The sequence below is a fragment of the Terriglobales bacterium genome (assembly GCA_035691485.1).
In the GTDB taxonomy this organism is placed as follows: Bacteria; Acidobacteriota; Terriglobia; order Terriglobales; family Acidobacteriaceae; genus JAIQGF01.
This window is the reverse complement of record DASSIZ010000094.1, coordinates 13029-40022: the sequence shown is the minus strand read 5'-3', so window position 1 is coordinate 40022 and position 26994 is coordinate 13029. Positions and strand designations below refer to the sequence as shown.

25 protein-coding genes are annotated in these 26994 nt (G+C 61.0%); 10 read left to right on the top strand and 15 right to left on the bottom strand.

Annotation, left to right across the window (positions count from 1 at the left end; all coding sequences use genetic code 11):
• Nucleotides 1-49 precede the first annotated feature (49 nt).
• A complete protein-coding gene (locus VFI82_12485) occupies nt 50-292 on the bottom strand; it encodes a hypothetical protein (GenBank protein HET7185498.1) in 243 nt (80 codons plus the stop codon).
• Entirely contained in the window at nt 289-528 is a 240-nt protein-coding gene (locus VFI82_12480) for a hypothetical protein (GenBank protein ID HET7185497.1), read from the bottom strand. The genes VFI82_12485 and VFI82_12480 overlap by 4 nt, the downstream gene beginning before the upstream one ends.
• 109 nt (nt 529-637) lie before the next feature.
• Between VFI82_12480 and VFI82_12475 the strand changes: the two genes are divergently transcribed.
• The 3 genes from VFI82_12475 (at nt 638) to VFI82_12465 (ending at nt 3025) form a co-directional block, all read left to right on the top strand.
• Nucleotides 638-2110, top strand: coding sequence for a Xaa-Pro peptidase family protein (locus VFI82_12475; protein HET7185496.1), 1473 nt, complete (start codon nt 638-640; stop codon nt 2108-2110).
• 25 nt (nt 2111-2135) lie between these two features.
• Nucleotides 2136-2600 (top strand): YdeI/OmpD-associated family protein, encoded by a 465-nt coding sequence (locus VFI82_12470; GenBank protein HET7185495.1) that lies wholly within the window; start codon nt 2136-2138, stop codon nt 2598-2600.
• 71 nt (nt 2601-2671) lie between these two features.
• Nucleotides 2672-3025 (top strand): phage holin family protein, encoded by a 354-nt coding sequence (locus VFI82_12465; GenBank protein ID HET7185494.1) that lies wholly within the window; start codon nt 2672-2674, stop codon nt 3023-3025.
• A 46-nt stretch (nt 3026-3071) separates the two neighbouring features.
• Here the strand turns inward: VFI82_12465 and VFI82_12460 are convergent, their stop codons facing one another.
• Nucleotides 3072-4787: a M2 family metallopeptidase gene (locus VFI82_12460; protein ID HET7185493.1), complete on the bottom strand. Its 1716-nt coding sequence runs from the start codon at nt 4785-4787 to the stop codon at nt 3072-3074.
• On the opposite strand from VFI82_12460, the gene VFI82_12455 reads away from it, so the two are divergent.
• Nucleotides 4786-4947, top strand: coding sequence for a hypothetical protein (locus tag VFI82_12455; GenBank protein HET7185492.1), 162 nt, complete (start codon nt 4786-4788; stop codon nt 4945-4947). The genes VFI82_12460 and VFI82_12455 overlap by 2 nt on opposite strands.
• 115 nt (nt 4948-5062) lie before the next feature.
• Here the strand turns inward: VFI82_12455 and VFI82_12450 are convergent, their stop codons facing one another.
• The gene (locus VFI82_12450; GenBank protein HET7185491.1) at nt 5063-5335 is read right to left on the bottom strand and encodes a helix-turn-helix transcriptional regulator; all 273 of its coding nucleotides are present in this window, start codon (nt 5333-5335) and stop codon (nt 5063-5065) included.
• Between the two features lie 77 nt (nt 5336-5412).
• On the opposite strand from VFI82_12450, the gene VFI82_12445 reads away from it, so the two are divergent.
• The gene (locus tag VFI82_12445) at nt 5413-5601 is read left to right on the top strand and encodes a helix-turn-helix domain-containing protein (GenBank protein HET7185490.1); all 189 of its coding nucleotides are present in this window, start codon (nt 5413-5415) and stop codon (nt 5599-5601) included.
• A 136-nt stretch (nt 5602-5737) separates the two neighbouring features.
• Here VFI82_12445 and VFI82_12440 read toward each other — a convergent pair whose 3' ends face one another.
• Complete coding sequence (locus VFI82_12440) at nt 5738-6958, bottom strand: DUF711 family protein (protein ID HET7185489.1); 1221 nt, start codon at nt 6956-6958, stop codon at nt 5738-5740.
• A 14-nt stretch (nt 6959-6972) separates the two neighbouring features.
• Complete coding sequence (locus VFI82_12435; GenBank protein HET7185488.1) at nt 6973-7689, bottom strand: thiamine phosphate synthase; 717 nt, start codon at nt 7687-7689, stop codon at nt 6973-6975.
• 22 nt (nt 7690-7711) lie between these two features.
• On the opposite strand from VFI82_12435, the gene VFI82_12430 reads away from it, so the two are divergent.
• Both VFI82_12430 and VFI82_12425 read left to right on the top strand, forming a co-directional pair.
• A complete protein-coding gene (locus tag VFI82_12430; GenBank protein ID HET7185487.1) occupies nt 7712-8176 on the top strand; it encodes a hypothetical protein in 465 nt (154 codons plus the stop codon).
• Between the two features lie 320 nt (nt 8177-8496).
• On the top strand, nt 8497-9951 hold the full coding sequence (locus VFI82_12425) for a S8 family serine peptidase (GenBank protein ID HET7185486.1): 1455 nt from the start codon (nt 8497-8499) through the stop codon (nt 9949-9951).
• A 197-nt stretch (nt 9952-10148) separates the two neighbouring features.
• Here the strand turns inward: VFI82_12425 and VFI82_12420 are convergent, their stop codons facing one another.
• The 4 genes from VFI82_12420 to VFI82_12405 form a co-directional block, all read right to left on the bottom strand.
• Entirely contained in the window at nt 10149-10727 is a 579-nt protein-coding gene (locus VFI82_12420; protein ID HET7185485.1) for a hypothetical protein, read from the bottom strand.
• A gap of 81 nt (nt 10728-10808) precedes the next feature.
• Nucleotides 10809-11684, bottom strand: coding sequence for a TIGR00730 family Rossman fold protein (locus VFI82_12415; protein HET7185484.1), 876 nt, complete (start codon nt 11682-11684; stop codon nt 10809-10811).
• 102 nt (nt 11685-11786) lie between these two features.
• Complete coding sequence (locus tag VFI82_12410; protein ID HET7185483.1) at nt 11787-12182, bottom strand: hypothetical protein; 396 nt, start codon at nt 12180-12182, stop codon at nt 11787-11789.
• A 9-nt stretch (nt 12183-12191) separates the two neighbouring features.
• Nucleotides 12192-14876 (bottom strand): tetratricopeptide repeat protein, encoded by a 2685-nt coding sequence (locus tag VFI82_12405; GenBank protein HET7185482.1) that lies wholly within the window; start codon nt 14874-14876, stop codon nt 12192-12194.
• Between the two features lie 329 nt (nt 14877-15205).
• Here VFI82_12405 and VFI82_12400 point away from each other — a divergent pair, with 329 nt between their 5' ends.
• The gene (locus VFI82_12400) at nt 15206-16402 is read left to right on the top strand and encodes a P1 family peptidase (protein ID HET7185481.1); all 1197 of its coding nucleotides are present in this window, start codon (nt 15206-15208) and stop codon (nt 16400-16402) included.
• 27 nt (nt 16403-16429) lie between these two features.
• Here VFI82_12400 and VFI82_12395 read toward each other — a convergent pair whose 3' ends face one another.
• Nucleotides 16430-16963 (bottom strand): DUF4337 domain-containing protein, encoded by a 534-nt coding sequence (locus tag VFI82_12395; GenBank protein HET7185480.1) that lies wholly within the window; start codon nt 16961-16963, stop codon nt 16430-16432.
• Nucleotides 16964-17030: 67 nt separating this feature from the next.
• Complete coding sequence (locus VFI82_12390) at nt 17031-19904, bottom strand: TonB-dependent receptor (protein HET7185479.1); 2874 nt, start codon at nt 19902-19904, stop codon at nt 17031-17033.
• A 90-nt stretch (nt 19905-19994) separates the two neighbouring features.
• Here VFI82_12390 and VFI82_12385 point away from each other — a divergent pair, with 90 nt between their 5' ends.
• Complete coding sequence (locus VFI82_12385) at nt 19995-21608, top strand: adenosine deaminase (protein ID HET7185478.1); 1614 nt, start codon at nt 19995-19997, stop codon at nt 21606-21608.
• A gap of 142 nt (nt 21609-21750) precedes the next feature.
• Complete coding sequence (locus tag VFI82_12380; protein ID HET7185477.1) at nt 21751-24588, top strand: protein kinase; 2838 nt, start codon at nt 21751-21753, stop codon at nt 24586-24588.
• 72 nt (nt 24589-24660) lie between these two features.
• Here the strand turns inward: VFI82_12380 and VFI82_12375 are convergent, their stop codons facing one another.
• The 3 genes from VFI82_12375 to rocF all read right to left on the bottom strand — a co-directional run bounded on the left by VFI82_12375 (nt 24661) and on the right by rocF (nt 26970).
• On the bottom strand, nt 24661-25248 hold the full coding sequence (locus VFI82_12375) for a PEP-CTERM sorting domain-containing protein (protein HET7185476.1): 588 nt from the start codon (nt 25246-25248) through the stop codon (nt 24661-24663).
• Nucleotides 25249-25504: 256 nt separating this feature from the next.
• Complete coding sequence (locus tag VFI82_12370; GenBank protein HET7185475.1) at nt 25505-25705, bottom strand: cold-shock protein; 201 nt, start codon at nt 25703-25705, stop codon at nt 25505-25507.
• 287 nt (nt 25706-25992) lie between these two features.
• A complete protein-coding gene (gene rocF, locus VFI82_12365; protein ID HET7185474.1) occupies nt 25993-26970 on the bottom strand; it encodes an arginase in 978 nt (325 codons plus the stop codon).
• Nucleotides 26971-26994: the final 24 nt, after the last annotated feature.

Here is a 26994-nt window from a genome sequence, read left to right as displayed (position 1 = left end):
CAAGGCCACACGCGAACAGCGTGTGGCCTTTTTCGTTCCCGCTTAGAGCCTAAGCAGACTCCCGGGCCCGCACCACCGCCTGCTGCGCGGCGCGCGGCAACTTCACTTCGACGAATTGGTCGGCTGAGAACAGGTAATCCTCCCCGGAGTTATCGATAACCCGAATCAGTCCATGATCCCGCGCGCTTTTCTCGGTGGGCAGCGCCTGATACACCTTGCCCACGTCCAAATCCACTTCCGTGTACTCGCGCGCGTCAATGCACACGACGAACCGCGTGCGGCGTCCGTTCACAGTCGCCGCAGCCGCCTTTTTACCTTGAGCAGCTTTCTTCCGATCCCGTGTGCTTCGTACCAATGCAGCTCTGCTAGCCATATGCTCCCGTCAGCATACATCACTTCGGCGACGCCCTTCACCTTCCTCCAGTTGTCGCGCCCAAACTTTTTCCAGAGGTTCTTGCGGGTTTTAACTGCCACGCCGCTGGCGATGATCTCAGTCTCGCGGATTGGGCCCACAATCTTGAAGTTCATTGGGATCCTGCATTCTACTCACCGGCCTGGTTCCGGTCTGTGATCCCCGACCTGTCTTGCCAAAACCCTCTCTTTCTGCGTTAATCTGCGGCTCACCCCGGAGGTGCGGATGCGGAATAGCCGGAACCTTGCCGCAGCGTTTCTCGTGCTGGCGCTCACCCCTGCCTTTGCCCAGAAGCAGCCGGAGTTCACGAAGACATTTTCGAAGCAGGAATTCGCCGACCGGCGCGCCAAGCTGCGCTCGGCCATCGGCAAAGACGCGGTGGCGATCATCCGCGGCCGCGAGGACCTGCCCAACTACGTCTCCTTTCGCGAGAACAACGAACTTTTCTATTTCACCGGCACGGAGGCGCCAGGCTCGATCCTGGTTGTGGTCAACGGGTTGGCCTGCGCCGACGCGTGCGAAATGCTGTTCATGCCAGCGCGCGATCCGCGCCGCCAGAAGTTCGAAGGCGCGCTGCTCGGTCCCGACGACGCGTCCAGCCAAATCGCCGCCATCAAAATCCAACCCCTGGAAAATTTCGCCACTGCGCTGGCCGGATATGAGCGGCAGCATGCCACTTTGTATATCCCGACCGCGCCGGAAGAGGTGGAGGCGACCAGCCGCGATTTGGCGGTCCGCTACAACCTCGATCGCATGAATGACCCCTGGGACGGTGAGGCTCCCCGCGAAGCGCGATTCATCGACCAGATTCATCGGCGCTTTCCGACGCTTGCGATCCACGATCTCACGCCCATCGTGGACCAGATGCGCCTGATCAAGAGCCCGCAGGAGATCGCCATCATTCGCCGCTCCAGCGAACTGGCATCGCTCACGCTGGCAGAGGCCATGCGCTCCACCGTGGCTGGGCAGCAGGAATACGAACTGGCGGCGCTGGTTCGCTTCCTGCATCTTCGCAATGGCGGACAGGGCGAGGCTTACTATCCGCTCGTCGCTGCCGGCACCAACGCCTACGCGCCGCACTACCATGCAGGAACGTCGCAGTTGAAAGCAGGCGAGATGCTGCTGCTCGATGCCGCCCCGGATTTTCATTACTACATGTCCGACGTCACTCGGATGTGGCCGGTGAGCGGGAAATTCACGCCCGAGCAGCGCCAGTTGTATTCGTTTTATCTCGGCTGTTATCGCGCCATCATCAGTCACATCCGTCCCGAGGTCTCGCCGCGCGCGATCGCGCAGGAGGCGGCACGCGACATGCGCGCCTTGTTGCAACACACGACATTTGCGAATCCGAAACATGCGGCTGCGGCAACCAATTTTGTCGAAAGTTACAATCAGCGGTCCGAACGTCCCGGCTTCATGCTCGGGCATTGGGTCGGAATGTCAACCCATGACGTCGGTGGCCCGGTGGACATCCTGAAACCCGGAATGGTCTTCACCATTGAACCGTCACTGACCGTAGCCGATGACGAAACGTACATTCGGCTCGAAGATATGCTGCTGGTTACTGAAAAAGGCGTGGAGGTGTTGTCACCGCAAGCTCCCGAGGATCCGGACAAGATTGAAGCGTTGATGGCCGAGAAGGGCCTTCTCAAGCAGTACCCGCGGCTCCTGGCTGATGACGTAGTCAACGCGAAATAGAACCGGGAACATCAACGGAGGTGTCATGCGCAAACAATTCAAGGTTAAGCTTTTCGGCGCCGGCAAGGGCGAAGTTGCCGGCATGAACATTCCCTTCGACGTGAAAAAGGTCTGGGGCAAGTCTCGCGTTCCGGTCACCGGCACGATCAATGGGTTCAAGTTCCGGACGACGGTGTGCCCCATGGGCGGCGAGTACTTTGTCTGCGTGAACCGATTCATGCGTGCCGGAGGCAAGTGCGGCGTCGGCGACACCGTCACGGTGACCATGGAACCCGACACCGCGCCACGTACGATCGAAGCTCCACCCGACCTGAAAAAGGCGCTCAAGGCGAACAAGGCCGCGCACGCATCCTGGGACCGCTATTCCTACAGCCATCGCAAGGAATTTGCGCAGTGGATCACGGAAGCGAAAAAGCCCGAGACCCGCGTGCGACGTCTTGAAAAATCGATTGCCATGCTTGCCGCCGGCAGTAACCTCAGCGAGCGCTAGCCTCCCACGGCCCGGGCGCGTACAATTCGGTCCTTCCGGCTGACGGCTGAATCTTGAGACTGGATCTCTTTATGGTTCGACTGCTGCTCCACTGGATCCTCAGCGCATTGTCGTTGATCATCGTCGCCCACATCGTTCCCGGCTTCTACTTAAGCGGGTTCGGGGCCGCGTTAGTGGCCGCCGTCATCATCGGCCTGATCAATGCCACCCTGGGCGCATTTCTCAAGCTCATCACCCTCCCGCTGACCATCATCACGCTGGGACTGTTCTGGCTGGTTATCAACGCCCTGATGCTCTGGATCGCATCGGCCCTGGTGCCGGGATTCCACATCGCCGGCTTCGGCGCGGCCTTTATCGGCGCGGTCGTGCTCATGCTGGTGAACTTTCTTTTCCGCGCGCTGCTGCCGCAACGCGAGCGTAATTAGCCGCTGTTCCGGCTAATTGAGTTGCACCTTTCGGTGCGGCAGCTGATTACCATCCGACCTTCACGCCATTCTTCGCGTTCTGCTCATCCAGCCACTTCTGCAGCGGTGCGAAATAATCCAGGATTGCAGTGGCGTCCATCTGGCGCTCGCCGGTCAGCTCCTCCAGAGCATCGGGCCAGGGGCGGCTTTGTCCCATCTCCAGCATCTTCTTCAGGCGCGCGCCGGCCGCCTTGTTGTTGTAGATGGAGCAGCGATGTAGCGGCCCGCTGTAGCCGATCGATTTGCACAGGCCGCGATGGAACTGGAACTGGAGCACGTCGGCCAGAAAGTAGCGCGTGTACGGCACGTTGCCGGGCACGTGATATTTCGCGCCGGGATCGAAATCCTGCTCGGTGCGAGTCACGGGCGGCGTTATGCCCTGGTACTTCAGCCGCAGCTTCCACCACGCCTGGTTGTAATCGGCGGACTGGACCTGGCCCGAAAACACCTCCCAGCGCCACTCGTCGATCAGCAAACCGAACGGCAGGAACGCGACCTTCTCCAGCGCCTTGTACATCAGCAGTCCGAGGTCCTCGCTGGGCGGCGGCACCTGCTGCAGCAACCCGATCTGCTTCAGGTACTCGGGCGTGATGGAAAGTGCGATAGTGTCGCCCACCGCCTCGTGGAAGCCGTCGTTGGCGCTGCTTTGGAACAGCGTCGGCTGGTTCTGGTACGCCATCTGGTAGTAGTTGTGTCCCAGTTCGTGATGAATGGTGCGAAGGTCCTCGTCGCGGATCTGGATGCACATTTTCAGCCGCACGTCATTCTTGTTGTCGATGTCCCATGCGCTGGCGTGGCAGACGACTTCTCGATCGCGCGGCAGCACGAACATGGAACGTTCCCAGAAGGTCTTGGGCAGCGGATCGAATCCCAGCGAGACGAAGAAATTCTCGCCGGTCTTTACCATGCGTTTGTAATCGTACTTCTGCTGCCGCAGGATGGGGGTCAGGTCAATCCCGCTGCTTTTGCCGGGAACGTTGAGCAGGTCGTAGATATTGGTCCAATCCTGCGCCCACACGTTTCCCAGCAGGTGCGCCGGAATCGGCCCGTTCGGCGGGACTAGCTGCGCGCCGTATTTTTTCACCAGCTGCGAGCGCACGTATGCGTGCAGCGAAAGATACAGCGGCCGCAACTGGTTCCACAGTCGCTCCAGTTCGGCGCGCAGCTGCTCCGGCGGCATGTCGTAGTTGGAGCGCCACAGCACGCCGGTATCCTGGTACCCGATCTCCCGCGCGCCCTTGTTGGAGAGCTCGACACCGCGCGCATATCGCTGCCGCATCTGCGGGGCGAAGGCGTGCCAGCCGGTCCACAGGTCGCGGAGCACGGCTTCGTCTTTCGTGCGCGCGAATGCTTCTTCGATCTCGCTCTGGCCGAGGCACCTGCCGGCAAACGGCCCGGTCTTCGGACAGTACTTGCCTTTTCCGTAGGTGCTCTCCAGCCAGGTACCGATCTCCGCCAGTTCCTTGCGTTCGGCGGGATTATTCGGCGCCGGCGCGGTGAGCGACAGCTTCAGCAGCAGGAACTTCCGCTGCAGTTCCGGCGAGAGCGGCGTGCCCTGAAATTGCCTCGCTTGCTTCACCAGGTCGGAGGTGGTCGCCAGGACCTGCTCATTGGCTGCGGCCGCCAGAGCTTCGGTGTCATCAGTGATATAGGTTTCCTGCACCCAGGACGCACGGCTGGCCTTAACCATCGTCTCGCTGAGCTGCGCCTCGGCGTCGCGCATGAAGCTTTCCGGGTCAGCGGCCTTCACCGGCGCTGCACCGGCCGATGAAGTTGAAGGGGAATTTTGGGCAATCACAGAAGTGGAGAAAAACAGAAAAATAGCAAAAACACTGCACCAGCGTGGGATCACGGCGCCTCCTGAAAACGGAGATTGTACTTGACGAAACACCAGAGCGCAGTACATCGGGTCAAAGACTCGCGGGACGAAGGTTGAAATCGGCACACTTCAACTCCTAGCACCACGAGTGTGTACAAACGGAGGGGGAACAGAAGGGTTTAGTGTTCGTTCAGGGCCCGGCGTACGTCGTTCTTGGTGATTCCGGCCCGCTCCCAGAAAAACCAGCAGCCATCGTAGCCGCACAGCTTTCCGAGGGCGAGATAAACGTTCGCTGGAGGCTCGTTAATGCCGCGTTCCCAACGCGATACCGCCATTGCCGAAACGTCCAGCTTGCCCGCGAACTCGGTCTGGCTCAAATGGAGCTTGTCCCTTAACTTCTCGATTCGTACCGCCCATTCAGGTCTCGCGAGTTTTGTTCCTGTAGCGCGCATACTGCTTGACACACGCTTAACGCTAAAGTTATAAATTGCTCCACTGAACATCAAAATCCAGCAGAGAGTCACCGTTGGTGACACGGCATAATAACAAAGATTCGGGGCTGAAGCGATACCGCCTGTATCGTGGGCTGTACGCTCGCGTGGCCCGCCAGCTTGGTGTCGACCGCTCCTACGTCAGCCGAGTTGCTCGCGGCGAGCGCCGCTCCCCGCGAGTCGAAGCGGCTCTTAAGACCGAGCTGCGCCGCATCGAGCAGGGCTGATCCCAGTCACGTTTGTTGCCTCGCATATGATGCGCCTCCGGCAGACGTCGAGACGCGATTTTTCGCGGTGCTACCCTGTTCCTTAGCCGCAGCCGCCGTCCAGATTGGGACCAGCTCAGATCAGAACTGCGGGATTTCAGGGCAGCGGCTGGAGCATGGCGTTCACCAGGAACGGATCGTCGAACTCGGTCCGTTCTCCCGCTTTCTTTCCTGCCACCGGCAGCAGCCGCGCCGAGAGCGGCTTGTGCCATTTCCGCGCTAGAAATGCTACATCGGCCAGCATGCGCCGAAGCTGCTCCGCGGTGATTTCGCCAGGCAGCGGAATCGTGTCGAGCCCGGTGCCGCACACGGCCGAGTAGGCCAGCAGAGCATCTACCGAGATCGCCCCTTCGCTCCAACGCCGCGCCAGCACACTGTCCTCCAGGGGCGGCAGCATCAACCCTGAATAGCCGGCCTGCTGGACCGGGATTGCCTTTAACACCGCCGTGATTGCCGCGACCGCGCTCATCGTGCCGCTGGAGCCCACACGGGCGTGGGTCAGATTCTCCAGCGCCGCCCCGATCGATACATCCTTCAGCGGCGCGGGCGAGAGGTCCAGGCCAGCGTAGCTCCAGCCGGCATGGGCAGCGAGTTCTTTCGCTCCCGCCTCGATGTCCAAGGCAAAAGGGGCGAGACGGCTGGTGAGCTGCTGCGAGGCAGTATCGAACCCGCTCGCCGACGCGAATGCCTCGGCCACCACGTTCGCCGATTCCAGCCCAACCGCGAACTGGTGGCCCGCGCCGGTGTGGTACGAGCCGGGATAAAAAGGCGCCAGCGGCGGCAGCATCGCGGTGGCGGCAAAATTGAAGTTCGCCTGGCTATGCGCGCTGTGTTCCTCGAGATACTTGATGACGTCGGCGGCCGCGGCAATCGATTTCCAGTGAATCCCGTCCTCGCCGGCGATGATGATGCTGCCCTCCAGGATCTTGCCGGCCGCGATCGCCTCCGCCAGCAGTCGTGCATTGGCGGGATCGTCAGCGTCGGAAAGCATGGCGGGACCGATCGAAGTGTCGAAGTTCTCCTTCTGCGCCAGCTCATCGTAGCCGCGGAGGAAAGCCATGGCCTCGTCGTGCTTGAGCCCGCGCACCAGTTCCGGAAATGGCTGCGTGGTGATGCGCACACCTTCCACCTGGTATCCACGCTGCTCGAAGCTTGCCTTGGCGCGGCGCAGGAATGCGAGCGTGTCACGAATCTGGTTCTTGTACTGGGCGCGATCGAGACGCACGAAGGCGGTGATGGCCCGCACCTTCGGCTTGGCCTGCGCAAATGCGGGAAGTGAAGCCAGAACGATGAAGGTGAACAACAAGACTCTGCGCATAGGGCAGAAGTCTATCAGTCGATTGGTCGATCAGTCTTTCGCAACCGCGCTACCACTTCTTCCATGTCGTGGTCCTGAAACAGGCGAATGCCGGCGATGCCCGCGGCGCCTGCCGCAAGACAAGCGCTCGCGTTCTCGACCGTCACCCCGCCAAGGGCGAGCACCGGAATCTTGATTGCCGGCGAAGGCTCGGGTGTCTTGGCCGGTGGTGTACCGAGGCATGCGGCGCGCAGCCCTTCCAATCCGACACCGGGCTCTCCGCTTTTCTCGAACACCGGCGCAAACACGACGAGGTCGGCGCCGTCTGCTTCCGCGCGCCGCACCTCCTCTGCCGTATGGCAAGAACAGGCGACTAGGAAGCGATCCGGGCTCAGGGGCCTTGCGCCGCCCGCCGCCATGGAAACCGCGCGCGCATCGGCGGCGGAAATATCGTCGGAGCGCAGATGGACGCCGTCGGCGCCGGCGGCGAGGGCAACATCGAGGCGCGAATTGATAGTCAAGCGGGTTATCACGCGCGAGTTCCCGGTCCCCCTCGCTGCGTGTTGCGCGATTCTTGCCCGTGCTTCTTCGGCCAGGCACAACAACTCGCGTGCGCTGAGATCTTTTTCACGCAGCTGGATGAAGTCCACACCGCAGCGCGTCGCCTGGGAAATTTTGCCGAGCAGTGCCTCTCGCTGTTCCGCGTCGGTACCCGAAAGTTGGCGGCGATCGGTGATGTAATAGAGAAACATTGAAATTTAGAATTCCCGACGATTGTACGCAATCCCGAAGCTCCCGGCGCTGCATCCCACCACCGTGAACTTGTCGACGCAGGTTGTGTGGTTGCTCGTCCTGGCGATACCGGTAGCGTGTGTCGCCTGGACAATGACGCAGGAGGAAATCTTCCGCGAGCTGCGGGACTTCTGCGAGTGGCAGCGCGATAATGCCCCGCGCCTGTGGAAGCGCAAGTTCTATTACCTTCTGACCTGCCACTACTGCTTCAGCCACTATGTCGCCATTGCCTTTCTTGCGCTGACGCACTTCAAGCTGCTGTACCTGGACTGGAGAGGCTACATCATTGCCATGTTCTCGCTGGTCTGGGTGGCCAACCAATACATGAGCGCGTACGCTCTGCTGCGGCAGGATCTGAAGAAGCAACGCTTCGTTGCCAAGGCGGTCGAGCACAGGGTCAAGCAGGAAATCGGGCCGAAGTTGGATAATCAAAAGCCCGCTGCGTGACCAATTCCCACTTCGCCGAATTCCGTCTCAAGGGTCAATGGTACGACGGCGATTGACGTGCAAACCTTTGCACAAGCTAATGCTTGAAGCACGGCCGTTGCGTATTGACAACGCCTGCAGACAAGCAGAAACTCTCGCGCATGCTTTAGTTTCCGGCGCTCTTCCTTTCTAAGGTTTTAGCACCCCCGGCTTCATTGTTCCAGCGATACCCTGGGACGGCTTTAGTCGGCCCATAGGCATTTTCATTCCGAAAGGAGCCCACCATGAGATGGTCTCGAGAGCCTGCGAATACGGCGAAACTTCCCTTCAAAGCACGTGCTGTGACGGTCTGGCTGTTGCTGCTATTCTCTTTTGCGGCACCAGCAACATGTGCAGGCACGATGCAGAACTACATCGTGCTCTACCACGCAAAAGGGGTGCCGACCGGCGCATCCACCGCGATAAAGCAGGCAGGCGGCACGCTCCTCGCCAGTTACGGCCAAATTGGAGTTGTCATCGCCCGTTCCGACAACGACGCCTTCGCCGCCAACCTCTTGAATGACACCCGGATTGAGAGCGTTGTGGCGACGACCGGCTTGGCCAGCCGAATTAATGACGACAACGTGAATGACGGGACCAACGTTCCCGCCATCAACACACCCGCCCCCGGGTCGGATAACCTCTCGGGTCTGCAATGGGACATGGACCAGATTCAGGCCCCGGCAGCCCGGGCCATCACTGGAGGCAGCAGTTCGGTGGTGGTCGGCGACATTGACACCGGATTGGATTACACCCATCCCGACCTCGCGCCCAACGTGGATTTCAGCAACAGCGTTTCCTGTATCGGCGGGGTTCCGAACACCAGTCCAGCAGCTTGGTTCGACGAAAACGGCCATGGGACGCACACGGCAGGCACGATTGCGGCCGCAAAGAACGGCATCGGTATCGTTGGTGTCGCGCCCAACGTGAAGATTGCCGGCATCAAGGCGGGCGACGCCAACGGGTTTTTCTTTCCCGAAGCCGTGGTCTGCGCCTTCATGTGGGCAGGTACCCACAAACTGCAGGTCACGAATAACAGCTACTTTGCTGACCCATACCTGTTCAACTGCGCCAACGATCCCGCCCAGCACGCCATCTGGAAGGCGGAACAGCGCGCCATAATGTACGCCATTCAGCGGGGCGTTACCGTTGTCGCTGCGATGAATAACTCGGCCGACGACCTCGCGCATCCGACGATGGACGCCACCAGCCCCGACAACACCACACCCGTTTTGCGAGAGATCACCAACGCCTGTCGCGTTGTGCCGGTTGAAGTATCCGGCGTGATTGGCGTCACGGCAAATGGGAACCTGGGACTCAAGTCGTTTTACTCGAACTATGGCGTAGGAACCGCACAGGTGATCGCTCCCGGAGGCGACTCGATTCTGCAGCTCACAGCTGCAGCCCCGAATGGGCGCGTTCTTTCGACCTGGCCCGCAAGCCTCGCCGGAACCTGTTTGCGAAAAGTGTTTGATGGTCCTGCATTGTATTGCTACCTGCAGGGCACTTCGATGGCATCACCACACGTGGCCGGAGTGGCAGCCCTGATCATGAGCACCGGTATCACGTCGCCGGGAGCCGTGGCAGCACAAATCAACAACACGGCCGATGCAACCCCGTGTCCATCTGACCTTTCGATCTACAGCTTTTTCCCGGCCGTGGATAACGGGGCGCCCCAGGTATGCCAGGGCGGGACGGGTTACAACGGCTTCAATGGCCACGGACAGGTGAACGCGCTTTCGGCGGTTACTCAATGAGAAAACGTTGAGTTGTAGCAACCGGGTCGTGCTGCTCAACAAACAATGCCCGCCGATGCAACGGCGGGCTTTGTAATTACGCTGCCCTACCTGTCGTAGCGGTTCGCCTTCACGTAAGCTTGCGCTTTCTGTTCGCTAATGCGGCAAGCTTCGGTGCGGCATATGGCGAGCCTTGCTGCGGCGCAACGGAGGTTTTGTTACCGGCTCTTAGATTTGTGCAGGCCGAGCGCGTGGCGGGTGAGCGCGTGCAGAAACGGGCCGCCCCAGAAGCCGACTGACAGCAGGCTGCCGAAAAAGAACGCGGCGCGGATGCTGGCGCGGCCCTGCGGCGACCAGTAGACATCGGCAAGATTGAGCCAGAGCGCGAATTCGTCGAGGGTAAGCGCGGCTCCAACTCCGTATAGCAGCACAGTAATGCGACCCGTCCAGACCGAGCTGTCGAGAGCTCCAGTACCGATCTCCGCCAGCCAGAGATAACCGACAATCAGCAACAGCAGAATGCCCCAGACAAGGTGATGGATGTGGCGTCCGCCCGCGCTGATGTCGTGAAATGGGCCGATGCCGGCGCGGATGGAGTAGGTGATGGCTCGAACTGCGCCAAAGGTCAGAAAGAAGGCAAGCGATCCGAGAAAGTGGCGCTCGCGACGCGATTCGCCCAGGTGCGCCTGGTAGATCTGGTGGAATCGACCCCGAGCCAGCGCAATGCCGCCGGTAATCAGCAGCCAAACAAGGAAGACGCCGAAGATGATGAGCGCGGCTTTGGCGAGCAGGCTCATGGGAGTTTCTGGTTTCCAGTTTCTGGTTTCCAGTTCCTGGCAGTTATGTCGTGACAAGCAATCAGAAACCCGAAACCATGCCTACGGCCTGGTCTTGGCGATTTCCGGAGCTTTGTGTGGCTGCGGCGGATTGAGGTGGTACTTGGTCAAGCCTTCCTTCAAGTAGGTAAAGGCTTCCTCCACCGAGTCCACCATCCGGAAGAAGTTGACGTCGCTGGCGGAGACGGTTCCGGCATCGACCATGGCCTGCATGTTGAAGACACTTTTCCAGTACGCGCTGCCGTACATCACTACCAGGATCTTTTTCGCCAGCTTTTCCGTCTGCGCAAGGGTAAGGATCTCGAATAGTTCGTCGCAGGTGCCAAAACCGCCGGGAAAAACGATCAGCGCCTTCGCCAGGTAAGCGAACCACAACTTGCGCATGAAGAAGTAATGGAACTCGAAGTTCAGTTCCGGGCTGATGTAGCGGTTCGGCATCTGCTCGTAGGGCAGATTGATGTTGAGACCGATGGTCTTTCCCCCGGCCTCGCGCGCTCCCTGGTTGGCCGCCTCCATGATGCCCGGCCCGCCCCCGGTGGTGACCACGAAACGGCGCCGTTTGGAGGGGATCGTCGAGGCCCACTGCGTCAACTTGTAAGCCAGCGCCCGCGCCTCCTCGTAGTATCGCGCCATCTCGACCGCAGCCCTTGCCTGCAGGATTTTCTGCTGCTCGGAGGGCGGTGCGAGTTCGCGCGAGCCGGGTTTTTCCAGGACTTCCAGGCTGCGCTGTGCATCATGGCGGCTGTGAAACCGCGCCGAGCCAAAGAAAACGACGGTGTCCTGAATCCGCTCGCGGCGAAAGCGCGCCAGCGGCTCCGAGTATTCCGAGAGAATGCGCAAGATGCGGCCATCCGGCGAATCGAGGAACCTCTTGTTTTCGTAGGCGAGAGGCGCGCGAGTGAGGGTCTCGTCATCCATAAGGAGTAGAAAGAATACAGGAATTGGAAATTGGAAATGGGAGAATTTGAGATTTGCCGCCGACTAGCCGACCCAGCCCGGGAAAACAGAACCCTCACAATTTCAAATTTCTAATTTCAAATTTTTCTTCCCCGGGTCGCGGTAGTGCACGGCTTCCCAGATGCCAATCCAGACATCCACCAAGCCAAGCCCGGTAACGACGCCGCGCACGAAATTGTTCTGCACCACCACGCGCCAGGAAGCATGCGCCCCCAGCAGAGAGTTGTCGGTCCAGACCTTCGTCCACGGCAGGACAGCCAACAGCATTCCCAACTCGATGCAGAAGATGACGTAGATGACCAGCGACACGCGGTGCAGCCACACCGTGGTGCGCGAGACTTTCGGGGGAACGGAGACCGGATGCAGCTTGCCGTCCATTGCAGGCAAGCTCTCAGCCCGGAGCATTTCTTCCGGCATCACCTGGCGTGCTTGCTCCTTCGGATCGCTGGCTGGACCCATGTATGGATTCTACGACCTTAGAGCTTTGATGCGCTCGGCGACATCCCGGTAGTCAATATTGCTGCCGTAAACCTCCATGAAGTGCTTCAGGGCAGCGGGGCGATCGCCGGAGGCCTCGTAGGCGGCGGCCAGATCGTAATGAAGCGACATGCGCTGATGCTCGTCGGTGGCGATTTTGAGCGCTCGTTCGTACCACTTGAAGCTGGCGCCGGGAACGCCCTTGTCGACCAGGCACTGCGCCAGCCAGGTGTAGGCCTGCATGGTCTGGCTGAAGGGAGCGCCGCCGTCGATGGCGAGGCACACCTTTTGCAGTTCGCCGATGGCTTCGTCCATCAGGCCCATCTCGCGGAAGGCGACGCCCAGGTTGTAATGGGTTTCCGGGTCCTCTACTTCCGTCGAGCCGGCTTCGGCGTCTTCCTTGAATTCGGCGAACATGTCGGTAAGAACTGTGTTCGCCTCTTCCTTGACTTCCTCTGGAATTGCAACCGCCACGACTTGTGCAACCGGTGCGGACACGACCGGGGCTGGCGCCGGCGCCGCGACTACTTTCGCCGGTACAGAAGAGGCGGCGGCTGCGGGCACAAAATCTGAACCGAGGGACCGCTCAAGATCGGAGACAAAGTCGCCGAGCACGTCGGCCTTCGCGGCGGGGGCAGGAGCCGGCGCGGGTGCAGCCATGGAAGCGACTGCGGGCGCCGTTTCCATGCTGATGCCAAAATCAGCCGGACCCTCGACCTCGATCACCGGCGCGAGCGCGGCGGAAACCTTCGCCTCCAGTTCGAGGACTTCGCGATTGCCGGGCGCGATCCTCTGGCAGCGTTCGCAGGCGACGCGCGCTTCGTTCCACATCCCCTGCGAGATATAGAAGCGGATCTCTTCTAACAAGTCGGCCACCGAAGGCGCCGACTGCTCCCGGACAACTTCGGCGGCGGGCTCGGTCGCCTGCGCCTCCCACTCATCCGAGATATCGATTTCCTGCTCCGCGGCGGCCGCAGGCGCCACTACTGCGGGCTCGACTTGAAACGCAGGCGCCACTACTGCGGGCTCGACTTGAACCGAAACCGCGCGCGGCTGGACCGCCACCTCGGGGGCCGGGGAGGCCGAAGCGGGTGCGGCATGCGCCATCGGTGGCGCCGTGCGGGCGCGCTCCCGGTACTTTGCGGCCAAGTCGCTATACTGCTGGGCCTCTTCGCCGTAACCGGCTTCCGCGTAGATCGAATGCAATGTATCGCAACAGTTGGCCGCATCGGCAAACCGGTTGGCGGCCGCGTAGAGCGAGGCCAAACGCTGGGTGATTCGGGAATCGCGCGGCGCTTTCGGAAGCACCGCCTCTAATGGCGCCACCGCCTTGGCGGGCATGTTGTAGGACTCGAGCAGATCGGAATCGGTCAGCGCCGCCTCGATCACTTCCGCGATCTCTTCGGGATATTCCTGCGACACGGCGTGCGCCGTCATCTGCAGCTCATCCACCATGAACGCCTGCTCGCCTTCCGCGGAAGTGAGCGTTCGGACGGCCGGGTCCTCTCCCAGCTTGGCCAGCACCTGGCGATAGTGCTGCTGATGAATGGGATTCTCGGGCTCGCTCTCGGTGAGTTCGCGATAAAGATCGCGGGCGCGTGTCAGTTCGCCGGCATGGACCAGGGTGTGCGCCAATTGTTCCGTGGTTTCGATGTAGTGCGCCTTGTCACCGATCTGGCCGTACATTTCGCGGATGATTTCCAGCGAAGGCGCGTCTTCATTGACCTTCTGGAGAGCTGCGTCCAGCGCGTGCTGCAGCGACTCCGGGTGGCTGAGTTGCCCGGAGAATTCCTTGTACAGGGCAAGACTTGGCCGGATCGAGCCGCTCGACAACAGCGATTCCGCCAGCGCCTGGATGCCGCTGAGGTCGTTGTGCTCGGCGGCCAGATCACGCGCGATCTTTTCGCAGGAGGCAAAGTCTTTCACCTGCAAGTGCGCGCGCAGCAACACGCCGAGCGCTTCCTGATTGGTGTCGAGATGCTGGATCCGTTGCAGGTGCTGGATGGCGGCGGCGCCGTCGCCCGAGTCGGCTGCGATCAGTCCGCGCTTGAGCAGCGCGCGAGTATTGGCGGGGTCGATACTGAGGATGCGGCCCAGCGCCTCGTCGGCGGCGTCCATGGCGCCGCGCTGGAACAGCGACTCGGCGGCGCGGAAGTAAATTTCCTTTGCATCTTCGCGCTTTCCCATCCGGATATAGAGATCGGCCAGCTTGGTCTGCATGGCGGCGTTTTCCGGATCGAGTTCCAGCATTTTCTGAAAGACGCGGGCGGCCCCGTCCAGGTCGTTGGCCCGCATCCAATGGTCGGCGAGCGCCACGTACTGCTGCCGGGCGTCGTTATAGAGGCCCTGCTGGGTGTAGAGCTCAGCCAGTTTCTGAAGCCCGTCGAGGGAGTGGGGCGTCAGCTTGGTGAGCTTCTTGTACATGGCGATGGCCTTCACCGTGAAGCCATCCGCCGCGTAGGCGTCACCCACCCGGCGAAAGAAGTTGGTCGCCCGCTCCGGCTGTCCCAGCCGCGCGTACAGGTCGCCGATAGTGTTCAGTACGGTGAGGTCCTTGGGGTCTTCCTTGGCGACCTTTTCGTATTCGCCAATGGCGTTCTGGAGCTTGCCCTGTTGGACGTGCTTTTCCGCCGCGCTGAGGACCTTCGCCTTGTTGAAGCCAAAACCGAGCGCCATAAACGATGAACTCCGTGCTGAATTCAGCCGCCCGCCGGGGGCACGCGCCGCTTGCACTCGTCGCCCGTGACCGGGCGCGTAATGGGCCCGGAGTTCGAGGCGCCGGAGAGCTGGTCGCGAACGGGTATGGCCAGGCTCCCGGATGCCGGGAGGTATTCTGGAAATGCCGCTAACACTATCACAGGGTTGGGCTGGTTGCGAGTCCCGGACTTGAGTCGCTACATGCCATTTCCGCGACTCGGAAGGGCGTGTCCTTTTGGCTCCGGTACTCGTCGGGGAAGGCGGCGGCAGACGCCTGTCAAGACACGGTGAAGTACAATCGCCGCTTTATGGCCAAGCTTCTTGGTCGAGTTTTCATCACGGTCGCGCTCCTGGGTAGTGCCGCGTCCCAGACGCCGGCACAGCCCCGCCCCCGGCTCCGCGCTCTCGGAGTGAACGTCGGTGTGATTCCGCCGGGACCGCTGAATGCGATCACCGACGTTGCCGGCGTCAGGGTCGGCCATGCCACCATCTTGCGCGGTGCGGACGTGCGCACAGGAGTGACCGCCATTCTGCCCCACGCCGGAAACCTGTTTCGCGAGAAGGTGCCGGGCGCAGTGTTTGTCGGCAACGCCTTTGGCAAGCTTGCCGGTTCCACCCAAGTGAACGAGCTGGGCGAGATCGAGACGCCCATCGTGCTGACCTCCACGCTCGCCGTTCCGCGCGTGGCCGATGCCGTCATTGACTACATGCTTTCGCTGCCCGGAAATGAAGACGTGCAATCCATCAATCCCCTCGTCGGGGAGACTAACGACGGTTTCTTGAACGACATTCGCTCGCGGCCGGTCACGCCTGACGACCTGCTGGCCGCTATCAGGAGCGCGAAAGGCGGCCCGGTCGAGGAGGGGAGCGTCGGCGCGGGCACGGGTACGGTTGCGTTCGGCTGGAAGGGCGGGATCGGAACCGCGTCGCGAAAATTGCCGGCGTCCCTCGGCGGATACACCGTCGGCGTGCTGGTGCAGTCGAACTTCGGCGGCGTGCTGTCCATTGCCGGTGCGCCTGTCGGCCGGGAACTGGGCAGGTACGAGTTTCGGGAGCAACTGGGGACCTTGCCCCACGATTTGATAAAACATCCGCCGTATTCCACTTCGACCGCCGGTAACGCGGATGGCTCCTGCATGATCGTCATAGCCACCGACGCTCCCGTCGACGCGCGCAACCTGAAGCGCCTGGCGGCGCGGGCTATCATGGGCATGGCCCGTACCGGGGCTGGCGGATCCAACGGCAGCGGCGATTATGCGATTGCTTTCTCCACCGCGCCGGAGTTGCGAGTGCGGCGCGGCGATGCGGAGAAACCGCGGCAAGTGGTAGCGCTAGGCAACGAAGCGATGTCCCCACTCTTCCTGGCAGCGATCGAGGCCACCGAGGAGGCGATTTACAACTCATTGCTCAAGGCAACGACCGTCACCGGACGCGGTCATACCGTCGAAGCGATTCCGGTGGAGCGGGTGGAGGAGGTCCTCAAGGCGCACGGAATTAGCAAATGATTGACGAGTTGCGGGACGGTTCCGGGATCAGTGCAGCATCGCTCCCCGCGCCGCAATCACAATTCCGACCGCTGTGCTCAGAAACGACAAACGCCAGAACAGCGGCGACGCTGTCAGCAGGGAGATGGAGCAGAGCACAATGCCGATTTCGAAAAAGATCTCCCCCAAGTTGTAGTGCGTCGCCTTATTCTCCGTCGCCTGCGTTTCCGCTTCCAGTTTTTCCGCGTCGGTGCGGATTTTTTCCGCGTCTGCGCGCTGCTTTTCACCGCGTGTCTTGAAGTCTTCTGCCAGCTTTGCCCCTTGCGCGCCGCCCAAAGCCGCGACCATCTCGGAGTTCGCTTCGTACATGTGGGCGCGGATGTTCTTCGCCTGGTAAAACGCCCACTGGTCGGTGGCTCGGGTCTGCAGCAGGACCGACTCGGTATGCGTGCGATGCCCCAGCATGGTTGAAATTGCCAAAAACACGGCAATCACTGCCATCGTCATTCCGATGCGTTTGTCATTGCGGGTGCGCGCTTCGGCGGAGACTTCCTGCAACTCTTTGACTTCGGAAATTTCCATGGCTGCCATCCCTGAATGTTCGTCCAGCATGATACCAGCGCCGGAACGGTGGGGAGATGAAGCTCGTTCAGAATTCGAAATCCAGCGAAAACTGCACCTGGCGCGGGTTCAAGGCATCGATGGGTCGGGCAAACGAGTTTGCCGGCAGCGTTCCCGCCCCGAAATAGGGATTGATTCCGCTGATGTTGACGCGGTTGACCAGGTTGAAGAACTCGGCGACCAGGTCCAGATGCCCGTGCTCGGTGAGTTTGAACAGTTTCAAGATGCGGAGATCGAGTTCGGCGTTGGTGGGCAGGCGAAGTGAATTTCGGGCCATGCCCAGCGGACGCGAGGAAACTGGCAGAGCGAAGTTTCGGTTAATGTCGGTGCCAACCAACGGATTTACCGGGTGGCCGCTGCCGATCGACAGGATGGGCGCGATCTCGACATTGCCGAAAACCGCCGCCAGTTTGCCAGGTCGACCGGCTGCACCTTCGTCTTCATCGCCGAATGGCAGATCGAAGAGGCCGCTGAAGGCAAACCGGTGGCGCTGGTCGAATCCGGAGAAGGCGCGCTCCGCCCGAATGTCGTAGGTGTTTTGCGGCTGCTCGTTGAAGTCGGAAGCGTCATCGATGGTCTTGGACAGTGTGTAGGCGGCCGAGAATTCAATTTCGTTGGCCAACCGGCGGTTCAGCGCGAGCGACAAGCCCTGGTAGGTGGAGGAGGCACGATTCTGCCATTCGTAGATGGCGCCAAAGAATGGATTCATTCTTTCCGGCGGGAATACTTCGCGTCCAATCGCTTGCGGGGGAGGCACGCTGAAACCCAGCATCGCTGCGTTGGAAGCAGTGAGCACCAGCGGCGGCGGCAGATTGATGGTCACGGTCCGCGACAGCTTCACCCCGCGCGCAACAAGAAAGTTGGCCCCCGCGGTCCAGTTACTCGAGATCAGGTGCTCGACTCCCAGGTTTGCCTGCTGGCTGTAGGAATCGGCAAGGCGCGGATCCGCCGTGTAGATCGAGGGCGGGATTGGCATTGCTGCCGGCGGATTCAGAGCGGCTGCGGAGAAAAAGCGTTGTGCGTCGCTCCCCTCCGCCACCAGTTCGAACGAGCCGATGCCATTGCGGTCAAGGGCGCGGTTGACCGCTGCCAGCAGGTAGCGATCGAAAAAGACCCCGTAGCCGGAGCGCATGACCCAAGTGGGCGCAGGCGAGTATGCCAAGCCGATGCGCGGGCTGAAATTGTTGGTGTCCTGGTTGAAGCCTGCGGGCAAATGTTCGAAGTCATAACGGATGCCAGCGTCCACCGCCAGGCCGCGAGTTGCCGTCCAATGGTCCTGCAGGAATGCGCCGGTCGCGGTGACCGGAAAGTCGCTGCGGGGACTGCCAAAGCCCTGGCGGTACTCATCAGGCTGTCCTGCGAAGAATGACTGCAAGTCGGGAAAAATGTACAGGCCACCGAAGCCATCCGGGACGGAGGCGCGCAGGCGTATGCGATTCACCGTCGCCCCGATTTTCAGCAGGTGGCGGCCTTTCGTAAAGGTGATGCTGTCGCTGACCTGGTAGTGGTTCTCGTGCCGCGCGCTGTTGCCCTCATAGGGACGCCCAAAATTCACCACCCCTGGAATCTCGATGTTCGGCCCGGTAGCGTCCGCGGTGCCGGAGACCACCCGGCGGGTGGCCAACTGAAAGCGCAAATCGTTCACTGCGCTGCTGCTGAAAACCGACGCCAGCGAGCCAACCAGCACGTGATCTTTGGTGAAAGCGGAGCCGCGCGCGCTCACGTCGGTCAGGCCGCCGGTGTTGAAACCGTCGTTCGCCACGCGGTTATTGGTGAACGAGTAGCGCAGCATCAGGGAATGATGCGGGCTCAATTGGTGATCCAGTCTGGCGGAGAGTTCGGTTTCGGCGCGCGCGGTTGGGGACCATGACGCGGCGAGCCTTCGCGTCGCCAGCGCGGGATAGGCCCCGGTGGCGAGGAGCGCATTGATCGCCGCAATCGCCTGCGAGCTGACGTCGCTGGCCGTCTGGCCGCGCGCGTGTTCCTGTTCAAAGGCGGTGTAGAAGAATGTCCGGTCGCGGCGCAGCGGACCGCCGAGCGCGCCGCCGATGCGATAGCGCGACAAGTCGGGCTTGCCGGGCCCCTCCTCGAACGCTGGCCGCGCGTTCAACGAACCGTTCTGGACAAAAATGAAAGCGTCGCCATGATAAATGTTGGCGCCGCTTCGCGTGACCACGTTGATCGACCCGCCTGACGCCCCGCCCGATTCCGCCGACAGGCCATTGTTCACCACCTGGAACTCGCGGATGGTCTCCAGCGATAGCTCCGTGCGGCCGGCGCCGGTGTACTCGTCATTGTTGTCCACGCCATCGATGGACAAATTGTTGCTTCGCGGGCGAAGACCGCCAAAACTGAAACCGCTGTCTGGCAATTGAGAGTGTGTGTTGGGCGGGTGCTGGCGCTCGGTCGGGGTGACCCCCGGCGCCAGCAAGACGAAGTTCAGGTAGCTGCGGCTGACCACCGGCAGCTCTTCAATCCGTTCAGTGTCCACGGTCGTGGTGGTGGTGGGCTGCGAAGTGTCCAATGGAGGCGGCTGTCCGGTGACCGTCACCGTGCGGGATTCGGCGGCGGGCGCCAACCGCACCTGCAGGTGCACCGTCTGCCCGATCGAAATGCTGAGACCACGGTGAAAGTAGGGAGCAAAGCCGGGTGCTTCGGCGCGCAACTCGAACTCCCCCAGCGGCAGATCGAATGCATGAAACGTGCCGTGCTCGTCGCTGCGAAATTCGCGCTGGTAGCCGGTGGCCAGATTGCGCAGCAAGATCTGGGCGCCGGCAATGGCCGCGCCGGTGCTGTCGCGGATGAAACCGGCTACGCTTCCGCCTGTCCGCGACGTCTGGCCGTATCCCGCCGCATCCGGCAGGAGACACACCAGGAACAGAATGGCCAACCGCCGGCGCATGAGCAGATGATTGTAACCAATCGGCGAGAACGCTTCGCTCTTGCGCTATTCCGGCGCTACAATCCTGTTCACTTTTTCCGAGGTGAATTCTTGAGCCGCTGCTGGCACTCTCTTCTGTTGTTATTGATCGCGACCCTCGCCGCCGGACAGCAGTCCACCGCCAGGCCTCAACATCCGCCGCGCAGCCCGGCCCGAGAAACGGCGCCGCCGACTTCCGACAATGAGCAGCGCACCGAGCGCTACCTCGACTCCATCCGCAAGCAGCCCTTATTGCTGTTGGATTTTGTGCAGCAGTTGCCGAAAGGCGCCGACCTGCACAACCACCTCACCGGGGCCATCTATGGGGAGTCCTTCATCAACTTCGCCGTGCACGATAATCTCTGCGTCGAGCGGAAGACCCTGCGCGCGGTTTCCCCGGAGAAGTCCCCCGATGCTCAGAAGCCGGGCTGCGATGAAGCCAAGGGACAGGTGCCGGCGGCGCGCGCGTTCGCCGATCCCGTTCTCTACCGTGACATCGTGGATGCCTGGTCGATGCGTCAATTCACGCCCGGTGAAAACGATCGCTCCGGTCACGATCATTTCTTCGATACCTTCGGCAAATTCTCCCTCGCCAAGCACGATCACATGGGAGAGATGCTGGCCGAGGCGGTCGCGCGTGCCGGCCGCGAGCACGTGTCCTACATCGAATTCATCCTCAGCCCCGACGACGGTGCGGTGGCGCGCTTCGGTTCCGGCATGGGCTGGAACGGTGACATGGCCGCACAACGGCAGAAGCTGATCGACAAAGACATTGCCCGCGTGGTCGCTGCCGCCCGCTTGAGCGTGGACCAGGCCGAAGACAAGATGCGTTCCATGCTCGGCTGCAGTTCGTTGAACGCCGATCCCGGATGCGGCGTGACGGTCCGATACTTGTACGAGGTGCATCGCGGCCTGGGACGCGACCAGGTCTTCGCCGAGATGGTGGCCGGATTCGAAATGGGCACCGCGGACCCGCGCGTGGTCGGGATCAACCTGGTCATGCCGGAAGACGGCTTCGTCGAGATGCGCGACTTTACACTCCACATGCAGATGATGGATTTCCTGCACAAGCTCTATCCAAAGGTGCGCATCACGCTGCACGCCGGCGAACTGGCCGCCGGCCTGGTGCCGCCCGACGGCCTGCGCTTTCATATTCGCGAGTCCATCCTTCTTGGGCACGCCGAACGCATCGGCCACGGCGTGGATGTAATGTATGAGCGCGATCCCCTTGAACTGCTGCGCACCATGGCGCAGAAAAACGTGGCGGTGGAAATCTGCCTTACCAGCAATGACATGATCCTGGGCGTGCGCGGCGCCGACCACCCCTTGCCGATCTACTTGAAATACGGCGTACCAGTTTCGCTCGCCACCGATGATGAGGGCGTCGCCCGCTCCGACCTCAATCACGAGTACCTGCGTGCCATCCAGACCTACGGGTTCAGCTATGCCACGCTTAAGCAGATGTCGCGCAACAGCCTGGAGCACGCCTTCGTTCCCGGCGCCAGCTTGTGGTCCGACGCGAAGACATTTCATCGCGCGGCATGCCAGGCGGACCGCCCCGGCGCCTCCGACGATTCGCTCACTCCTGCCTGCCGTCAATTTCTCCAGGGCAGTCAGCGGGCGCGCCTGCAGTGGAACCTGGAAGGACAGTTTGCCGCCTTCGAGGCGAAGATGGCCAGGTACTAAGCGCCGCGTAACACTCCGCGCTGCACACGGAGACCAATACGGGTGCTGTCAGGCTCGCAACCTGCGTTAGGGACGGGTTTTCCGCTTGCGTGAGCCTGTTTACTGTTCAATAATCTTTTCATTTACCGGGCTCCGGTTCGCCATGAACTGTCCGCAATGTGGAACCAGTAACCTCGCAGCCGTATCGAAGTGTATCCGCTGCGGTGCCGCGCTCGTTCCCATTGGCGAAGCGGCGACCTTTGCCGGGGTCAGCCTGCCGCCCGTGCCCGGCGTGGGAGCGCAGGGAGCGGCCAGTGCGCCTGCTCCTGCTCTAGCTCCATCTGCCGCGCCGGCGCAAGATCCCAATCATCCGACCGCCGGTTCCTGGACTGCGCTCGGCATCGGCGCCGGTTCTGACCAGGTGGACTTCGGCCCTCGATATCGCATTGACCGCATGCTCGGCCAGGGCGGCATGGGCGCGGTCTATAAAGCGTGGGACAAGGAGTTGCAACGTCCTGTCGCGCTCAAGCTGATTCGTCCCGACCTGGCTCGCGATCCCGGCGTGGAGGCGCGCTTCAAGCAGGAATTGCTGCTGGCGAGCAAGGTTTCCCACAAGAACATTCTGCGCATTCACGATTTGGGCGAGGCCGCCGGAGTGAAGTTCATCTCCATGGCCTACGTCGAAGGCCAGGACCTCCACGGCCTGCTCACGCAGCAGGGCAAGCTCAGCATCGAGCATGCCATCAAGATCGCCAGGCAACTGTGCAGCGCACTGGATGCCGCCCACAGCGAAGGTGTGGTGCACCGCGATTTCAAGCCGCAGAACATCCTGCTCGACAAGCAGGAGAACGTGTACGTCTCCGACTTCGGTCTTGCCAAGTCGCTGGAGCAGGACACCGGCATGACCAAGAGCGGCGAGTTCCTCGGAACGCCGCGCTATATGGCCCCGGAGCAGGTGCAGGGCGGAAAAATCGACCATCGCGCCGATCTCTACGCGCTTGGCCTTATCCTCTACGAGATGGTCACCGGGGATGTCCCGTTCCACGCCGACACCACCCTGCAGCTGATGTACAAGCGCGTGCACGAAGCGCCGCCCAGTCCTAAGACCCTCAATCCCGACCTGCCTGACTGGATTGTGCGCGTCATCATGAAGTGCATCGAGCGCGATCCCGCGCAGCGCTACCAGACCGCCGGGGAAATCCTGCACGACCTGGACACCGCGACCGCGCCGCCTAAGTCCGGCTCGCGCAGCGTGCAGATCGCGCTTCCAGGATTCGCGGTCAGCCGGACGTGGCTGGTGGCGGTGGCCGCGGTGCTGGTCCTAGCTGCCGGGCTGATGGCGGTTCCGTGGGTGCGCCATCGCATCTTTGGCGGCCCACAGGCCGCAGCTGTGCCGGTGGTCGAAACCAAGCACGTCGCGGTGTTGCCGCTGAAGATCATCGGCGATGAAAAGACACTGGGCTACATCGGCGACGGCGTGGTCGATGCCCTCACCGCCAAGCTTTTCCAGTTGAAGGACGTGCAGATCGCCGCGCCTAGCGCCGTGGCCAAGCTCAAGCCCGATACGTCGCCGGCCGATGCCGCTAATACCCTGGGCGCGAAGTATGTCGTCACCGGAAATTTGCAAGGCGAAGGCGACAAGATCCGCCTGGTCATGAACCTGGACGACGTCGAAGCCGGAAAGCGGCTGTGGACGCAGGAATTCTCCGGCCTCAAGCAGGACCTGCTTACGCTGGAAGACAACGCCTACTCGAAATTGGTCTCGGCGCTGTCGATTAAGGCCAGCACCGAGGAGATGGCGCGCACTTCTGCCCATCCTACCGAGAATGCCGATGCCTACGAAGTTTACTTGCGGGCGAAAAACGTCTTCAGCCGCAGCGAACTCGATCGCAAGACCATCCAGGAGGCGCTGCAGCAGTTCCAGCAGGCCACGCAACGAGATCCGAACTTCGCGCTCGCCTATACCGGAATTGCCGATGCCAGCCTGCGCATGTACCGCGAGACCACGGATGGCAGCTGGGTCACCAGGGCGGAGGCGGCGGCGAAACAAGCCGATCGGCTTAATGACAACTTGCCCGAGGTTCACTCATCGCTGGGGGCGGTCTATGCCGCCACCGGCAAGCCGGCCGAGGCGATTGCCGAACTGAAACGGACGCTGGAACTGGCGCCCAATTTTGACGAGGGATATCGCAAGCTGGGCGACGCCTATCGTACCGCGGGCCGGAAGCCGGAAGCGGTGGACGCTTATAAGAAGGCGATCCAGACGAATCCGTATTACTGGCTGAATTACGACGCGCTGGGTTCGGCATTCATAAAGATGGGCGACAATGACCAGGCACTCGCGGCCTACAAGAAGGCGAGCGAGTTAGCGCCCAATAACCCCGTCCCTTACCGCAACATGGGCGTCGTTTATTTTCAGCAAAACAAGTTCGACGAGAGCGTCCCTATGTTTCAGAAAGCGCTCTCCTTCCAGCCCCACTTCGTCACTTACTCGAACCTCGGCACCGCGTACTTTTACCTGAAGCGCTACAACGACTCTGTCGAGATGTTCAGGAAAGCCATGGAAATGAATCCCAACCAGGAGATGGTGGCCGGCAACTTGGCTGATGCCTACCGTTGGTCGGGGAAACAGGCGGAGGCCAATGCTACCTACGACAAGGCCATTGCACTCGCATTGAAGCAGTTACAGGTGAACCCGCGAAACACGGAGGTTATGGGATCGTTGGCCTTGTACTACGCCAAGAAAGGTGATCGCGCGCAGGCAGCGCTCTTCATCCGCCGCGCGCGGGCAGTCGATCCCAATGACGTGAATCAGATCTACAACCAGGCGGTTGTCGAATCGCTCGCCGGCGATACTGTCCCGGCATTGCAAACCCTGCGCCAATGCTTCGAGAGAGGCTATCCGGCGCGGCAGGCCGAGAGCGATCCCGAACTGTCAAGCCTGCAGGCGAATCCGTTATTCGCTACTCTGGTCCAGCAGTATAAGGGCAAGACTAAGTAACACTTTCCGGTCCATTCAGCATTGCAAAGGGCGGGAATTCCCGCCCTTTTTTGCATTCGAATTGATGACCGTTTAGGAGCGCCGCAACCACCGACGTTTTCCCAGCATTGCCCCGACTCCGCTTATCAGCAGGACTGCGCTTGCCGGTTCGGGGACGACCGTCGTGAGCCCGGTGGCGTGAAAATTCCCCGTTCCCCAGCAGAACGTTCCGGAGGTATCCGTTAACGTGCAAGTGCCTGCCGGCGGATTAATGTCGATGATGAAAAGCGCTCCCGTACCGATGCCCGGATGGACCACGCCATCGGCGACAAAAAGTAAGTCCGTGACATTGCCGCTGCCGTCGGTGACCTTTTGACACGGCGTAGCAAAGTAAAGGTCATCGGTGGGACAACTGATCTGGGAGGGCGTAAATGTCAGCGAAAGGCCCCCCAGGTTTACATCCAACGTCAGCCACGGAAGGCCGGCATCGCTTCGTTGGAAGCAATAGGTGCCAGTTCCACCACTGGCGGCAAAATCGAAAGGCGAGCTCACCAGGGTTGGGGGCCCGCAAAAGGGCGGAGGATCCACCATCATCTGCGGGTCAGGCACCCCATTCGCCCATACCAAGCTTGACGTAGCCAGCAGTAAGAAAGCCAAGATCACCAATCGGGCAATACGCATCCTCAAGCCTCCGGCACAATACCAGTGTCAGGTGAGAGTTGAGCAATTGCCTCACCCATCCCGGGTTTTCCGATGAACATTTTTGTCCGCGTTATCAGCAGCTTGGCTCGAGTCTGTTTGAATTCCTGACTGGTGGGTTAGTTCGGAATGCAAGAATTTGCACTCCGGTGGAAGAAAAGAGCATACCAGAAAGACTAAGGTGTTCAAAAAACTAAGGGCGGCAGCGCCGCCCTGAAGAATTTATAAATTCGTCCGCTTAAACCGGTTGAACGTTTTCTGCCTGCCAGCCCTTGGGTCCCTTGACGACGTTGAACTGCACGGTCTGGCCTTCCTGCAAGCTGCGAAAACCGCCGCTCTGGATGGCCGAGTAATGGACGAACACGTCCTCGCCATTTTCCCGGCTTATGAAGCCGTATCCCTTCGCGTCATTGAACCACTTCACTGTTCCTTGTTCCATGGTTGGGCAAATCCTTTTTTATGGTGTTACGTTGGATCTTGAATCGGGACCTCGGAGGCAGGAACGTGCTGGTAGCAGATGCTGCTCTCGACCGCTTCAAAACAACGCGCCGTCATGATACATCAAAGTTGCTGGGTTGCAATCTGCCGGGCCGGACGCGACCGCCTGCAATGCCGTGAGTCGCAATCGACTTGCGTCAAGTCACTCCGGCGCGAACCGGGGGGCGAAATGCTTTCCATCTGCTTCCATGGCTGCCTTTGAGGTTCGTTGTTTGTCATGTCCGGCCTTCAGAGAATCTTCTTACCAAACGCCGATAGCGCCAGCTCCACCGCCAGGTCGGCGGTGCGATTGTGCTCGTCGATCACCGGGTTCACCTCCACGATCTCGAAGCCCAGCATGCGCCCGTGGTCGGCGATAATTTCCATTGCCAGGTGCGCTTCCCGGTAAGTGGCGCCGCCGCGCACAGGAGTGCCGACGCCGGGCGCGTCCTCGGGATCAATCCAATCCATGTCGAGTGACACGTGATACCCGGCGGTGCCGCGGCCGGCCATGCGCAGCGCTTCTTCCATGACTGTACGCATGCCGCGCTCGTCGATGTCGCGCATGGTGAACACCTCGATGCCGGCGCGCCGGATGTTTTCCTTCTCGATGGCATCGATGTCACGCACCCCGATCAGTACGCAGTTCTCCGGCCTGACTTTGGGCGAGAAGCCGAAAAGATTGGCCAGTTCCGACGGCCACAATCCCATGATCGCCGCCAGCGGCATGCCGTGCACGTTGCCGCTGGGAGAGCTGTCCGGCGTATTGATGTCGCTGTGCGCGTCAATCCATAGCAGCCCGACCGCCTGGTTCTGCCGCCGGTAAAACTCCGAAACCCCGGACACGGTGCCGACGGCGATCGAGTGGTCCCCACCTATCACCAGCGGTACCTTGCCCGCTTCCAGCGTTTTCACCACCAGCTCTGCTTCCTTGGTACAGGTCTGCGTAATTTCTTTCAGGTACTTGGCGTTGGGATGTCCGAACGATGCCTTGGTCTCGGCAATGGTGACGCCGATGTTTCCTGCGTCCTCTACCTTGTGCCCCAGCGCTTCCAGGCGCGCTTCCAGTCCGGCGACGCGCACCGCCGAGCAGCCCATGTCCACGCCGCGGCGCGTCTGCCCCAGGTCGAGCGGAACACCGATGACGCGGATTTTCTTGGCGGGCATTCCGGGCGCCATGATGGGCCCCGGCGACGCCGTGGGGTGTGTTGTGGTTCCGTCGGGCATAGGAAAGTCTTTCAGTCTGTCAGT

Coding starts and splice junctions, on each gene's coding strand:
- VFI82_12480 (HET7185497.1), bottom strand. CDS start 528: ATGAACTTCAAGATTGTGGGCCCAATCCGCGAGACTGAGATCATCGCC.
- VFI82_12475 (HET7185496.1), top strand. CDS start 638: ATGCGGAATAGCCGGAACCTTGCCGCAGCGTTTCTCGTGCTGGCGCTC.
- VFI82_12470 (HET7185495.1), top strand. CDS start 2,136: ATGCGCAAACAATTCAAGGTTAAGCTTTTCGGCGCCGGCAAGGGCGAA.
- VFI82_12465 (HET7185494.1), top strand. CDS start 2,672: ATGGTTCGACTGCTGCTCCACTGGATCCTCAGCGCATTGTCGTTGATC.
- VFI82_12455 (HET7185492.1), top strand. CDS start 4,786: ATGAAGCTTTCCGGGTCAGCGGCCTTCACCGGCGCTGCACCGGCCGAT.
- VFI82_12460 (HET7185493.1), bottom strand. CDS start 4,787: ATGCGCGACGCCGAGGCGCAGCTCAGCGAGACGATGGTTAAGGCCAGC.
- VFI82_12450 (HET7185491.1), bottom strand. CDS start 5,335: ATGCGCGCTACAGGAACAAAACTCGCGAGACCTGAATGGGCGGTACGA.
- VFI82_12440 (HET7185489.1), bottom strand. CDS start 6,958: ATGCGCAGAGTCTTGTTGTTCACCTTCATCGTTCTGGCTTCACTTCCC.
- VFI82_12435 (HET7185488.1), bottom strand. CDS start 7,689: ATGTTTCTCTATTACATCACCGATCGCCGCCAACTTTCGGGTACCGAC.
- VFI82_12420 (HET7185485.1), bottom strand. CDS start 10,727: ATGAGCCTGCTCGCCAAAGCCGCGCTCATCATCTTCGGCGTCTTCCTT.
- VFI82_12415 (HET7185484.1), bottom strand. CDS start 11,684: ATGGATGACGAGACCCTCACTCGCGCGCCTCTCGCCTACGAAAACAAG.
- VFI82_12410 (HET7185483.1), bottom strand. CDS start 12,182: ATGGGTCCAGCCAGCGATCCGAAGGAGCAAGCACGCCAGGTGATGCCG.
- VFI82_12405 (HET7185482.1), bottom strand. CDS start 14,876: ATGGCGCTCGGTTTTGGCTTCAACAAGGCGAAGGTCCTCAGCGCGGCG.
- VFI82_12400 (HET7185481.1), top strand. CDS start 15,206: ATGGCCAAGCTTCTTGGTCGAGTTTTCATCACGGTCGCGCTCCTGGGT.
- VFI82_12395 (HET7185480.1), bottom strand. CDS start 16,963: ATGGAAATTTCCGAAGTCAAAGAGTTGCAGGAAGTCTCCGCCGAAGCG.
- VFI82_12390 (HET7185479.1), bottom strand. CDS start 19,904: ATGCGCCGGCGGTTGGCCATTCTGTTCCTGGTGTGTCTCCTGCCGGAT.
- VFI82_12380 (HET7185477.1), top strand. CDS start 21,751: ATGAACTGTCCGCAATGTGGAACCAGTAACCTCGCAGCCGTATCGAAG.
- VFI82_12375 (HET7185476.1), bottom strand. CDS start 25,248: ATGCGTATTGCCCGATTGGTGATCTTGGCTTTCTTACTGCTGGCTACG.
- VFI82_12370 (HET7185475.1), bottom strand. CDS start 25,705: ATGGAACAAGGAACAGTGAAGTGGTTCAATGACGCGAAGGGATACGGC.
- rocF (HET7185474.1), bottom strand. CDS start 26,970: ATGCCCGACGGAACCACAACACACCCCACGGCGTCGCCGGGGCCCATC.